Source organism: Pseudomonas kairouanensis (assembly GCF_004682055.1).
Taxonomy (GTDB): Bacteria; Pseudomonadota; Gammaproteobacteria; order Pseudomonadales; family Pseudomonadaceae; genus Aquipseudomonas; species Aquipseudomonas kairouanensis.
Genome location: NZ_QUZU01000026.1, coordinates 16,293 through 29,099 on the forward strand (window position 1 = coordinate 16,293; position 12,807 = coordinate 29,099).

General features: G+C 59.8%; 9 protein-coding genes. 6 read left to right on the forward strand and 3 right to left on the reverse strand.

The window, feature by feature from the left end; translation table 11 throughout:
- Nucleotides 1–22: 22 nt before the first annotated feature.
- Complete coding sequence (locus DYL59_RS19455; RefSeq protein ID WP_135290613.1) at nucleotides 23–1,831, reverse strand: ABC transporter ATP-binding protein; 1,809 nt, start codon at nucleotides 1,829–1,831, stop codon at nucleotides 23–25.
- 116 nt (nucleotides 1,832–1,947) lie between these two features.
- Between DYL59_RS19455 and DYL59_RS19460 the strand changes: the two genes are divergently transcribed.
- Genes DYL59_RS19460 through DYL59_RS19470 form a run of 3 tightly spaced genes read left to right on the forward strand, consistent with a single transcriptional unit; the run spans nucleotide 1,948 to nucleotide 6,665 of the window.
- Entirely contained in the window at nucleotides 1,948–4,500 is a 2,553-nt protein-coding gene (locus tag DYL59_RS19460; protein ID WP_135290614.1) for a PAS domain-containing protein, read from the forward strand.
- Between the two features lie 48 nt (nucleotides 4,501–4,548).
- The gene (locus DYL59_RS19465) at nucleotides 4,549–6,120 is read left to right on the forward strand and encodes a sensor domain-containing diguanylate cyclase (RefSeq protein ID WP_135290615.1); all 1,572 of its coding nucleotides are present in this window, start codon (nucleotides 4,549–4,551) and stop codon (nucleotides 6,118–6,120) included.
- A gap of 32 nt (nucleotides 6,121–6,152) precedes the next feature.
- A complete protein-coding gene (locus DYL59_RS19470; RefSeq protein WP_135290616.1) occupies nucleotides 6,153–6,665 on the forward strand; it encodes a GNAT family N-acetyltransferase in 513 nt (170 codons plus the stop codon).
- 47 nt (nucleotides 6,666–6,712) lie between these two features.
- Here DYL59_RS19470 and DYL59_RS19475 read toward each other — a convergent pair whose 3' ends face one another.
- Nucleotides 6,713–8,284, reverse strand: coding sequence for a GGDEF domain-containing protein (locus DYL59_RS19475; RefSeq protein WP_238340734.1), 1,572 nt, complete (start codon nucleotides 8,282–8,284; stop codon nucleotides 6,713–6,715).
- A 416-nt stretch (nucleotides 8,285–8,700) separates the two neighbouring features.
- Between DYL59_RS19475 and DYL59_RS19480 the strand changes: the two genes are divergently transcribed.
- Nucleotides 8,701–9,915 (forward strand): aldose 1-epimerase family protein, encoded by a 1,215-nt coding sequence (locus DYL59_RS19480; RefSeq protein WP_135290617.1) that lies wholly within the window; start codon nucleotides 8,701–8,703, stop codon nucleotides 9,913–9,915.
- Between the two features lie 126 nt (nucleotides 9,916–10,041).
- Here DYL59_RS19480 and DYL59_RS19485 read toward each other — a convergent pair whose 3' ends face one another.
- Entirely contained in the window at nucleotides 10,042–10,458 is a 417-nt protein-coding gene (locus DYL59_RS19485) for a DUF6896 domain-containing protein (RefSeq protein ID WP_135290618.1), read from the reverse strand.
- Between the two features lie 179 nt (nucleotides 10,459–10,637).
- Between DYL59_RS19485 and DYL59_RS19490 the strand changes: the two genes are divergently transcribed.
- Nucleotides 10,638–11,093: a VOC family protein gene (locus DYL59_RS19490; protein WP_135290619.1), complete on the forward strand. Its 456-nt coding sequence runs from the start codon at nucleotides 10,638–10,640 to the stop codon at nucleotides 11,091–11,093.
- A 256-nt stretch (nucleotides 11,094–11,349) separates the two neighbouring features.
- Nucleotides 11,350–12,633, forward strand: a complete 1,284-nt coding sequence (locus DYL59_RS19495; RefSeq protein ID WP_135290620.1) for an MFS transporter — start codon at nucleotides 11,350–11,352, stop codon at nucleotides 12,631–12,633.
- Nucleotides 12,634–12,807: the final 174 nt, after the last annotated feature.

The window sequence follows — 12,807 nt, forward strand, 5'->3', positions numbered from 1 at the left end:
GCGGCGGTGGCTGTCGCTTTGTCTAGCGATAGCCACGGGCCTGGACGTCGAACAGCTCGGCATAGCGTCCACCGGCCGCCATCAATTGGTGGTGGCTGCCCTCCTCCAGAATCTGCCCGCCGTCCAACACAATAATGTGGTCGGCACTGCGCACACTGGAGAATCGGTGGGAAATCAACAAGGTCATGCGGCCCTTGGCATGCTCGCGAAAGTGCTCGAACACCGCCGCCTCAGCGCCGGCATCAAGAGCCGCTGTGGGTTCATCGAGGATCAGCAGGTCGGCATCCTGGCGCATATAGGCGCGCGACAAGGCGACTTTTTGCCATTGCCCGCCGGACAATTCCTGGCCGCCGAACCAGCGCCCCAACTGCGTTGAATAGGTGTTGCTCAAACGCTCGATGAATTCGGCCGCCACGCCTTGGGTGGCCGCGCTGCGCCAGCGGGCCTGGTCGTTCATGGCGTCGACATCGCCCACGCCAAGGTTCTCGCCGACGGTCATCTGATAGCGGATGTAATCCTGGAATATCACCCCGATACGCTGGCGCAGGGTCTGTTCGTCCCAGTCCTGCAGGTCGCTGCCATCCAGCAGGATGCGGCCTTCGTCCGGGGTATACAGACGGGTCAGCAGTTTGATCAGGCTGGTCTTGCCCGAGCCGTTTTCCCCCACCAGCGCCAGGCTTTGCCCCGGTGCCAAGTGCAGGCTGATATTACGCAGCGCAGCGGATGTGGCGCCTGGGTAGGTGAAACTCACCTGCTCGCAGCGCAGGCCGTCGCCCGGTTGCGCCCCCTGAGTGAGCCGGCCATGGGGCTTGACCACGGGGGTTTCGAGGTACTCATACAGGTCAGAGAGGAACAGGCTGTCGTCATAGAGCCCGGCGATTGCACTGAGGCTGGCGGTGATTGCGCTCTGGCCCTGTTTGAACAGCACGATGTACATGGTCATCTGGCCCAGGCTGGTCTGGCCGCGCACGGTGTCGAGTACCACCCAGGCATAGGCCAGGTAAAACGCTGCGGTGCCCAGCAGGCCCAAGCCAAAGCCCCAGGCGTCACGGCGCACGGTCAGTTGGCGGTCTTCTGCATACAGTCGATTAGCATTGTCGCGGTAGCGCTTGAGTAACAACGGGGCCAGGCCAAACAGCTTGACCTCTTTGGCGTGGGCCTCGTGGGACAGCAGGGACTCCAGGTAATTCTGCTGACGCGTCTCGGGGGCGCGCCGGTGGAACAGGCGGAATGCATTGCCCGAAAAATGCGTCTCGGCGAAGAACACCGGCAGCGCGCCGACCACCAGGATCAACAGCGCCCACGGCGAGAAATGCACCAGCAACACCGCAAAACTCACCAGCGAAATGAGGTTCTGCACCAACCCCAGGCCTTTGGTCACCAAGCTCAGCGGCCGCGTCGAGGCGCCCTGACGTACGCGCACCAATTTGTCGTAGAACTCGGCGTCTTCAAATTGCAGCAGCGAAAGGGTCTGGGCTTTTTCCAGCACCATCAAGTTGACCTTCACCCCCAACCTCACCCGCAACAGCGACTGCTGCATCGACAGCGCCCGTTGCGCAGCGGCCAGTAGCGCCAGCACGCCGGCCTCGGCCAATACGTAACGCATCACCGGCCACACCGGTGCCTGGCTGCCAGTGGCATGCACCTGCATGGCGTGCACCACGCCGTCCACAATGCGCTGGCCGATCCAGGCCGCGAGTGCTGGCAGCAGCCCTGCGACTATTGTCGCCAGCAGCAGGCCCAGGAACAGAGGGCGTGAGGTGCCCCACACCAGCCCCAGTGCCCTGCGCGCCTGGGTGGAAAATACGCTCAACCGATTGAACAGCAGCATGGATGGGATGGGCCCCTTATGAGGTGTAGGATCAGCGTCCGGAACCGCGTGGCGTGCGCGCTTGTCACTATGGTCTCTGTCACTCTTCGCGACTGACGCGGCTAGCTGAGCGAAATATGGAAAAAGCTTTGAGTGAACTCAATCGTGATCAGCTGGAAGCAGAGATCGTAAGGCTGCGCGCTCAACTGGCAGAAGGCGCTCGCGCCCCATTGCCGGACGTCGCCGACGCGCAAGTATCGCGTATTTCCATGGCGCAAACCCAAGAACGTTATCGACTGGCCGTCAAGGCCACCAGCGATACGATTTGGGACTGGGATATGCAAACCGACCAGATCCTGTGGAATGAGGCGCTGCAAAGCACCTTCGGCTATTGCCTGGCGACATTGGACACATCGGGTGAATGGTGGATCAGCCAGATCCACCCCGAGGAGCGTGAGCGCGTACGCACCTCTATCTTTGCCGTGATCAACGGTAGCGGCACGGCCTGGACCGAGGAGTATCGGTTCCGCCGCCTGGATGGAACCTATGGAGACGTGCTCGACCGCGGGCATGTGATCCGCAATGCCGAGGGCAAGGCCCTGCGGATGATTGGTGCGATGCTCGACCTGTCGCGCATGCGCATTGCCGAATCCGCATTGCGTCAGAGCGAGGAGCGTTTTCGCACGATTCTGGAGACGGTGGAATCCGCCTTCGCCATCGTCAAAGTCAAGTTCGACGCCGACGATCAACCGATCGACTATTGCTTCGTGGAAGCCAACCCCGCGTTCGAGCGCCAGGCCGGGGTGAACCTGCGCGGTAAATGGGTCACCGAGTTTGCCCCCAATCTGGAGCGCTTCTGGTTCGAGACCTACGGGCATGTGGCCAAGACCGGCGAGCCTGCCACCTTTGAAAACTACGCCGAGGCCTTCAAGCGCTGGTTCGACGTGCGTGCAGTGCGCGTGGGTGCGCCAGGCGACCGGCAGATCGCGATCATTTTCAGCGATGTCACCGAACGCAGGAATGCCCAGGAGCGCCTGCGCATCAGCGAAGCCATTGCGCGGCAAAACGTGCAGCGTGTGCAGCTTGCGCTGGCGGCTGGCGCAATCATCGGCACCTGGCACTGGGACGTGCCCAACGACCGTTTCACCATTGATGAGGCCTTCGCCCATGCGTTCGGTTTGGACCCTGCCCTGGGCCACGAGGGCCTGAGCATGGCCCAAGTGGTCGCGACGGTGCATCCCGAGGACCGCGACGGGCTGTCGACCGCCATCGCCGCTGCGCTGCTCAGGGGCGGCGCCTACGCGCACCAGTATCGGGTACGCCGGGCCGACGGCAAGTATTACTGGATCGAAGCCAACGGCCGCGTGGACCTTGCCGAAGACGGCTCGGCCGTAAGCCTGCCGGGGGTGGTCATCGATGTCGAAGGCCGGCGCTCGGTTGAAGCCGAGCGCGACCGCGCCACAACGGCACTGCGGGTGTTGAATGAAACCCTCGAGCAGCGCGTCGCCGAGCGCACCGCCGAATTGATCCAGGCCGAAGAGAAACTGCGTCAGTCGCAAAAGATGGAAGCCGTCGGCCAACTGACCGGAGGCCTGGCCCATGATTTCAATAACCTGCTGGCCGGGATCTCGGGCTCCCTGGAGTTGATCGCGATGCGGATCGCCCAAGGTCGATGGCCGGAGGTCGACAAATACATTGTCACTGCCCAGGGCGCGACTAAACGGGCGGCGGCATTGACCCACCGCTTGCTCGCGTTCTCCCGCAGACAGACCCTGGACCCCAGGGCCACGGATGTGAATCGGCTGGTGGAAGGCATGGGCGAACTCATCCAGCGTACGGTGGGCCCAAGCATTACCGTCGAGCCCCTGTGCGCGGCGAATAGCTGGCCGACCCTGGTGGATGCCAGCCAGCTGGAGAATGCCTTGCTGAACCTGTGCATCAATGCCCGTGACGCCATGCCCCACGGCGGACGCATCAGCATCGAGACCGCCAATGTCATTGTCGATGCACAAATGGCCGTCGCCCACGAGATCGCTGCCGGGCAATACCTATGCCTGAGCGTCACCGACACGGGCATGGGCATGACACCCGAGGTGCTGGCCAAAGCCTTCGACCCGTTCTTCACCACCAAACCCATCGGCCAGGGCACCGGCCTGGGTCTGTCGATGATCTATGGCTTCGCCAAACAGTCTGGCGGCCACGCCCGCATCAGCTCGCTCGTTGGCCAAGGTACATCGATCAATATTTACCTGCCGCGATTTGACGGTAGGCCGTTGGAAGACAGTCGAGAGATCAATCATGCTTCGGCCACTCCCGCCAAGTCCGGTGAAACCATCCTGATCGTGGATGATGAACCGAGCGTGCGCATGCTCCTGATGGATGTGCTGGGCGGGCTCGACTACAGCTTGATAGAGGCCGGCGATAGCGTTGCCGGCCTGAAGGTGCTGCGGTCCGATGTGCATATTGACCTGCTGATCACAGACGTCGGCTTGCCCGGCGGCATGAACGGCCGCCAGATGGCCGACGCCGGCCGAGAGGTGAGACCGAATCTGAAAACCCTGTTTATCACCGGCTATGCCGAGAATGCCGCCATCGGCGAGGTGAGCCTTGGGCCAGGCATGGAAGTACTGACCAAACCCTTTGCAATTGAAGCGCTGGTGGCGCAGGTAGACGCGCTGATCAAGCGTTGAGGCGCGTGGTTTTGAGCTATCGTCTCTCATCAGCACAAGGACATTTCGATGCTTGGACGCAAACAGCCAAAGACCCAGGCGCACAACGTCACTGAAGCGGTTGCCTTCGCCGCCGTGAGCCCCGGCGCTGCGTTTCGCCTGACGGTCATTTTTATGCTGACGGTGATCCTGGCGTTCCTGGCCGTTGAAGGCTGGCGGACCTGGCGCGACTATCACGCCGCCTTCGCTTCGGCCCGCGACTCTGTCACCAACCTGGCCCGGGCAACGGCGCAGCACGCCGAAGATGCGATTCGGCAGGTCGACGTACTGACGGCGGCGCTGGGTGAACGGGTGGAAGGCGACGGATTGCAGACCATCAATGTGTTGCGCATCCACAACTTGTTGGTCCAGCAGGCCAAGCTGATGCCGCAGCTACATGGCTTGTTTATCTATGGGCCAGACGGGCAGTGGATCGTGACCGACAAAGCGGTGATTCCAGAACCTGCGAACAATGCCGACCGCGATTATTTCCAGTACCACCGCAGCCACACCGATCGAAACGTGCGCATCGGCGAGGTGGTCAAGAGCAAGTCCACCGACGACCTCATCATCCCCATTTCGCGCCGCCTGAATAACCCCGATGGTTCATTTGCCGGGGTGCTGCTCGGCACCATCAAGGTCAGCTATTTCGTCGACTACTACGGCGACTTCAAGATCGATGACAAAGGCGCGTTGGTACTGGCGCTGCGCAGTGGAACCATCCTGGTGCGCCGCCCGTTTTTCCCCGCCATCGTCGGCAAAAGCCTGGCGGACAGTGCAATCTTCACGCGCTACCTGCCCGTGTCCAATGAAGGCATCGCCGAGGTCAAAGCGGTGGTGGATGACACCGAACGCGTGTATGGCTACAGAGCGCTGACCACTTACCCGCTGGTGGTTGAAGCCGGGCTTTCGCGCGAATCCATTATTGCCCCGTGGCGCTGGGACCTGTTTAAAACCGGGTTTGTGTTGTTCTTCCTGATCAGCGCCTTCACGGTGTTCGGGCTGATTGTGTTGAATCAATTGCGCCAGCGAATGGTGATGGAAAAAGCCTTGCGCGTGGCCCATCAATCCATGCGCGACATGGCGCTGTCCGACAGCCTGACGGGGCTTGGCAATCGCCGACGCCTCGACAGCGCCCTGGTGGATGAGATTCTGCTGGCCAAGCGGCAACGCTCCCATCTGTCGTTGATCATGCTGGATGTTGACTATTTCAAACGCTACAACGACACCTACGGGCACGCCGCCGGTGACGACTGCCTCAGCGCCGTGGGCCAAGCGATTGCACGCGCGGTAAAAAGGCCCGGTGACCTGGCCGTGAGGTATGGCGGCGAAGAGTTTGCGGTGCTGCTGCCCAATACCGACAGCCTCGGCGCTGCCGTGGTGGCCAAGGATATCCTGGAGGCCATCCGCGCCCTGAAAATCGAGCACAGCGCCCACCCACAGGGCTACGTGACGGCCAGCGCCGGTATCGCCGGCAGCCAACCCTGCGAGCAGCCCGTGACGCCGAGCCTGTTGATCACCTCGGCAGACAAAATGCTCTACATGGCCAAGCAGAACGGCAGGGATTGTTATTGCGTGGCGTCCACGCCCATTCTTCAGTGAAACAGTGCCGATATTGATTGAAGGACACACCGATGGCCCTTTCCAGCTCACGCCTGACTTACCGACAGCCTGAACCCGCAGACCTCACGCGGCTGTTCGAGATCTACGGGGACCCCAGGACCCAGCAGTTCAACCCCGCCGGCCCGCTCGTGAGTATCAATGACGCGCAGGACGTATTGGATACCTGGCTTGCGCACTGGCAGGTGCACGGGTTTGGCTGGTGGGCTATAGCGCAGAGTGAATTGCCGGAAACCGTCATAGGCTTTGGCGGCATCGCTCACTACAACTATGGCGGCGAGCCCAGGCTAAACCTGGGTTACCGATTCGCCGTGGAGGCTTGGGGCAAGGGATTTGCGACGGAATTAGGCGCGACCGCTATCAGCCACGCCTTTGAATCGCTAGGGGTTGAGCGCATCTGGGCACTGGTGCGACCCAGCCACAGTGCCTCGATCAACGTCCTGGAAAAGCTCTCGATGAAGCACTGCGGGTACCTGGATGACGTACCGGGACAAGCCCCGAGCCTGGTCTATGCGCTCGTCGGGTGAGCGCAATCACTTGTTGGAACCCGACTGAGAGAAGTGCGCAAGCAGCTTCAAACCTGCGCAGCGATACTGGCTTTGCTTTGGAACATGGCGGTGTCGGCCTTGAAAATCAGATCGTCCAGACCTTCGCCATCCTCCGGATACCACGCCACCCCTAGGCTGGCGCTGACCTTGATCTGGCTGTTTCTCCATGGAATGGGCAGGTCGATGGCCTTACAGATTTCATCGGTGATGCGCTGGATATCGCTTCTGTGATGCGCGCCGTCGAGCAGCACGATAAATTCATCACCGCCCATGCGCGCGGCTATTTCGAACTCGCCAATATTGGATTTGATCGCCGAGGCTGCGTGGATCAGCATGGCATCGCCCGCCTGGTGGCCATAACGATCATTGATCTGCTTGAAGTGGTTCAAGTCGATATAGCACAGGGCCAGATGCTCTCCACGATGCTTTGCGTCGAGCAGCCGCTGACTAGCGAAGGGAATAAAACTATTGCGATTGGGTAAGCCCGTCAGGCTGTCATAGAAAGCCAGCTTGTGTACTTCCTCTTCCGCGAGTTTGCGCAACTTGATCTCGTTGCGTAGATGACGCTGGGCATTCAACAGAACCAGAGCAAACATCAGGACAAGCACAGAGCCGATGCTGATCAGCACAATGGTCTTGCGCAGTTGCTCGACGAGGTGTGGCGGGTTGGGATCGTAAATGAAGTTTTCCAGACCGGCGATACTGTCGACCATGCCCAGTTCGAGGAAAGTTTCGGCCATACGTTGCCAGCGCCCTGGGTTCATATGACCAATCTCGATCAGGTCAGATACCACCAGCGGACGCATGGCCTGAGCTTCGAACTGCAAGTGCGCGCGACTTTTCTCCACCGAATACTGATTGAGCAGCAGGTCTATGATTTGCTCGGGGTTATCCATCGCGTAACGCCAGCCGCGCAAGGTAGCGCGGCGGAAGGCCTCGACCCGCTGTGGATTTTCGTCAATCTCGGTCTGGCTGGTGAACAGGATGTCGCTGTAGAAGTCGATCCCGTAGGTGGCGGGCGAGATGATGTTGTATTCCACGCCCCGCTGTTGCAGGTAGAACGGCTCGTTGGTCAGGTACGAGTTGAACGCCGCAACTTTACCGCTGGCCAGATCCCCAATTTGAAAACTGCTGGGTAGCAGTTGTAGTTTTTCGAGGGGTATACCCTCGCTACGGAACATCGCCAGAAAGTCGGCATCGGTCTGTGCATCCATCAGCATCACCGGCTTGCCGATCAGGTCATGCACAGTGCGAACACCTTGGTCTGTGCGCGCCACGAGCACGGAAGGTGAGTGCTGAAAAATCACCGCCAGCGCGACCAAGGGCTTGCCATGCAGGCGTGCGTAGAGCAATTCACTGTTGGCTTCGCCGTATTGGGCACGCCCAGAGAGCACTTCTTCGACCGGCGTGACCTTGGGGCCACCTTCGTGCAAGCGCACGTCCAGCCCTTCTTCGCGGTAATAGCCCTGGGCGATGGCGGCGTAGTAGCCCGCGAACTGGAACTGATGCTTCCAACGCAGTTGTACATCAATCACCTGCTCAGCACCGTTCTGTTGAGTGACCGGACTCGCCCACGCAGCCTGATTCCAGAGCAGCATGAAACACAGCAGTCGACGCAGCCGAACCAGGAGAAGTCTCTTCGATGGGCCTAGCGTGTTAGAGCAGCAACAGAGGCTGGGCATGGTGAGAGTCCGTGAATCGCGCTTAACGTTGAGCGTGCAAGGGGGGGCGGGACATTGTGACATCAGTGGTGCGGGGGCAGCAATTGGGTAGGGACAGGCCGAAAGCGGACGTTCTTGAGCCGCCACTATCTTCAAATAGTGAGCAAATGGTCCCGTGGCGATGACTGCCAGAGAGCCGTTGAGGCTAGCAGCGGATTCATGACAGGGTATCGACTCGATTTCCGAATTACCCAAATCCTCCTTCACACACCAACATTACATCGCCTTTTACACTTGCTGAAACGTTTCATCAGGATTATAAAAAGCATACAACTCCAAGAAAGGCTGCTGCCATGACCCCGCTCAAATTCGTTGTTGCCCTCAGCGCACTGTCTGCTGCCTCCCACGCCATGGCTTGGGATTACGTTCTGCTCGACAGTGACAAAGCCGCTCAGAACTGGCAGATCACCAGCCAGCAACTCGGCATAAAGACCGACACTCCCTTCAGCGTTACCCTGCGCACCTTGCATGGCGGTCGGCAGGAGGGTGTCAGCATTGTCGATATCGATAACGGTACGATGAAACTCTCGGTCGTGCCGACACGGGGGATGAATGTCTTGCAGGCCTCGGTCGGTGATGTGCGCATGGGCTGGGATTCGCCGGTCAAGGAAGTGGTCAACCCGTCCTTCATCGAACTCAATGGCCGCGGTGGTTTGGGCTGGCTGGAAGGTTTCAATGAGCTGGTCACCCGCTGCGGATACGAATGGGTCGGCCACCCCGGTGTCGACAACGGCGAACTGCTGACCCTGCACGGGCGAGCCGCCAACATTCCTGCGAGCAAGGTCACCCTACACATCGATGAAAAACCACCGTACGCCATCACCCTGCGCGGCGAGCTCAAAGAGCAGGCGTTCAAGAAGGTCGACTTCTCCGTCGCGACGGAGCTGGTCACCGAGCCCGGCAGCGTAGTGTTCGCCCTCAACGACACCCTGACCAACAACGGCGACTATCCGAAGGAATACCAGGCGCTGTATCACAGTAACTTCAGCACCCCGTTCCTGGAACAGGGCGCTCGTTTCGTCGCGCCGGTGAAGCAAGTGTCGCCGTTCAACGACAAGGCCAAGGGCGATCTGCCCGAGTGGCAAACCTACCGCGCACCGACCAAGGACTACGACGAAACGGTTTACAACGTGGTGCCTTACAGCGATGCCAAGGGCGATACGTTGACCGTGTTGCATAACAAGGCCGGCAGCCTGGGGGTTTCGGTAGGCTTCAATACGCAGACACTACCGGTGTTTTCCCTGTGGAAAAACACCGATACCCAAGGCCAGGGATATGTCACGGGGCTGGAGCCGGGCACCAGTTTTTCCTACAACCGCCGTTATCAGCGGCCACTGAACCTGGTGCCGACCATTGGGCCGAAGGAACACAAGCAGTTCCGCATCCATTACAGCTTGTTGGCGAATAAGGCGGCAGTGGATAAGGCCTTGAAGCAGGTGAGCGAGATTCAGGGTGGGCGAGAAACCGAGGTGCGGCAGACGCCGTTGGTTGATCTGACCAAGGGGTGACACCGGCCAGGGCATTGTCGGCCGATGGGCAACTCGCAGCGACAGAGACTGTTGCCTCTTGGTCGACAAGCGACACATTCAGCGGTGTGTGATTGGCACGATGTGGGTCGCGTGAGCGTCTTCTGTTCACTGAATATCGGTTGTGTCACCCGCAACGTAATAGAGAATGTACCCGGAATACACGAGTGCGCCGGCCGCGGCTTCTGCTTTGAAGCACTCGGTGAGTGCATCCTCATCAGCAAAACCGTACGCCGACAACCTGTCGCCGGCAAAACCGGCGAGTCGCCATGCATCGAAGCCGTTGATCTCACCCTGGGCGCCAAAGTCAAAGTCGACTGTACCTGTGGGCAGGTGAACCGCGCAGCCATAGCCGTGCTTGAAGTAACGAACGCCGCCTTCTAGCTCGCCGCGCTGAGGAATGTCAGTGACCACCCAATCGGTATCGGTCAGGGGGCGCGGGATTCCAGAGCGCTGCATCATGTCCACAGCGCTAGCAACGTTTGCTTGGTAATCGCTGATTAAAATGGCGAGTTGGTTATTCATACAGCCTCACGTTGAAAATAAGCCGTACCACGTCTAGAGACCGGCGAGAGTAGCATTCGCAGAGCGGTTGTGGATTTCTCCCGCAGTATCGAGTTTTACTTGGGGCTGCCCGGCTTGCTCAAGCTAACTTACGGCCGTGTCGGGCTTATCACCTATGTCGATTCAACAGGAGGGCCTCAATGGATCTGAAGTTCAGTCACGTCGATGTACTGGTTAATAATCTCGAGGAAGCCTGTGCTTACTACGCGCAGATACTTAATGCCCGAATTTCCAAAACGCTCGTCTGGGAACGAGGTGGCCTGCATGTGCGCTACGCGATTGCACTGATCGGCCAGGAGCGTTTCATGTTGGTACAGCCATTGGCGGGAAACCTTCGGGAGCTGCTGGACGCCTCGGGAGAAGGGATGATTTATCGCCACTGCTATTCGACGCCGGATATCGAGAAGGCCTATGACGAATTGGTGGCCGCCGGTGTTCAGCCAGAGGATGAGAACGCAAAGCCATTGGCTCGCGAGGGCCTGCAAACCCCGTCCGGGGCACGCATTATTTGGTTGCCTAAGCGTTTTGGGCATTTCTCGATCGAAATTCTGGAAGATAAAGCGCTGGAGGCCTTCATAGAGGCTGCGTTTTCTTGAGGGGTGATGAGGGTGGTTTTTCGGCCCACGTCAGTCATCTGAACCGCGATTGATCGAGCGTGATCGACATATTTTCACGCGGCCAACGATACGCTGTGGTGATGTCGTGAAGCCTGCCCTGCCTGCGTCCAAACGTCGCAGCTGGCCACTCTTGGAAAAAACACCATAAGCCGTAGAATCCCGCGCTCTCTTGCATTGGCTTGGATATAGCAGGCGCAGAGGCGCACGTCGCGCTTGTCTTTTCCCCGAGGTTTTTATGTCTCCGCGTTTGCTGGCCATGGCGCTGGCGCCCCTGCTTGGGCTGTTCATTGTTGCGTTGGGCAACGGCTTTCTGTCTTCCCTGACCACCCTGCGGCTCGACGCCGCCGGCGCGTCAGCCACGATGATCGGGATTGTTTCATCGGCCTACTTTATCGGCCTGACGCTGGGCGCCGTCTTCAATGACCGGCTGATTCTGCGCATCGGCCATATCCGCGCCTACGGCAGCTTTGCCTCACTGATCGCGGTGACCATCCTGCTGCAAGGGTTGTTCTACGACACCTGGGGCTGGTTCGCGCTGCGTTTGATCAACGGCTGGGCCACGGTCGGTGTATTTCTGGTGATCGAAAGCTGGCTGTTGTTGGCCGGCGACGCAAAGATTCGCGGGCGCTTGCTGGCGCTGTACATGATCGTTTTGTATGGCGCGGGCGTGCTGGGCCAGGCGGCGCTAGGGAAAATCACCGGCTTGAGCGACAGCGCACCGTTCATGGTGGCCGGCATGCTCGCTTCATTGTCGGTGCTGCCGATTGTGATTTTGCCACGGGTGTCGCCGATTCTGGACCAGGTCGAACCCCTCAAGCCACGGCAACTGCTGGGCGTGACGCCGACCGGGCTGGTGGGCTGTTTCGGCTCCGGTGTCACCATCGCGGCAATCTACACGCTGCTGCCGCTGTACCTGCAACGAGCCGGTCTGGATGTCGGCGAAGTCGGCAGCATGATGGCCTGGACGATCCTCGGCGCCATGCTCCTGCAATACCCGGTCGGGCGCTGGTCCGACCACAAGGATCGCCTGCAAGTGCTGACCATTCTGACAATCGCATGCACCGCGTTGTCGCTGCTGATCGTACTGCTGCCATTGTCTTCATTGATGCTTGCCGCGCTGCTGTTCCTGCTCGGCGGCGCGGTGTTCGCGCTTTACCCGGTGGCTGTCAGCCACGCCGCCGACCGCGCCCCTGCCGAAGCGCTGGTGCCGATGATCCAGGGGCTGCTGCTGATCAACTCGCTGGGCTCGGCAATCAGCCCGATGATGATCTCGCCGGTGATGAACTCGTTCGGCGCAAACGGCCTGTTCTGGGTATTTGCGCTGGTCAATCTGTGCATGGTCACCTTCTTCCTCTGGCGACGTGGCAAACGCCCCGTGCCGGCCAACCCTGCACCTTTTGCGGCCGCAGCCACCTTCTCGCCGACCGGTGCAGAACTGCGGGTCACCGAAGATTTGCGTCAGGCGGCGCAGGAGCATCCGCCCATGGTCGATGCGTTGAGTGGCGAACCCAGCGCGTAAGGACCACGCACGCGCACGTCAAAAATCGAACTGAATTGCGCAGGTTCTGCACGTTTGTTGCGTCAAACCCGGCGAGCGTACGCCGCTTTGGCGTGAAGCCTGATGACTCGCAGTGTGGTAAAGACGGCGAGGATTGGGGTGAATGCAAACACGCCAAATAACCAAGCCGCAGCA

Bases quoted from the DNA above. Each gene is read 5' to 3' on its own strand.
- DYL59_RS19455 (WP_135290613.1), bottom strand. From the start codon at position 1,831: ATGCTGCTGTTCAATCGGTTGAGCGTATTTTCCACCCAGGCGCGCAGG.
- DYL59_RS19460 (WP_135290614.1), top strand. From the start codon at position 1,948: ATGGAAAAAGCTTTGAGTGAACTCAATCGTGATCAGCTGGAAGCAGAG.
- DYL59_RS19465 (WP_135290615.1), top strand. From the start codon at position 4,549: ATGCTTGGACGCAAACAGCCAAAGACCCAGGCGCACAACGTCACTGAA.
- DYL59_RS19470 (WP_135290616.1), top strand. From the start codon at position 6,153: ATGGCCCTTTCCAGCTCACGCCTGACTTACCGACAGCCTGAACCCGCA.
- DYL59_RS19475 (WP_238340734.1), bottom strand. From the start codon at position 8,284: ATGCTGCTCTGGAATCAGGCTGCGTGGGCGAGTCCGGTCACTCAACAG.
- DYL59_RS19480 (WP_135290617.1), top strand. From the start codon at position 8,701: ATGACCCCGCTCAAATTCGTTGTTGCCCTCAGCGCACTGTCTGCTGCC.
- DYL59_RS19485 (WP_135290618.1), bottom strand. From the start codon at position 10,458: ATGAATAACCAACTCGCCATTTTAATCAGCGATTACCAAGCAAACGTT.
- DYL59_RS19490 (WP_135290619.1), top strand. From the start codon at position 10,638: ATGGATCTGAAGTTCAGTCACGTCGATGTACTGGTTAATAATCTCGAG.
- DYL59_RS19495 (WP_135290620.1), top strand. From the start codon at position 11,350: ATGTCTCCGCGTTTGCTGGCCATGGCGCTGGCGCCCCTGCTTGGGCTG.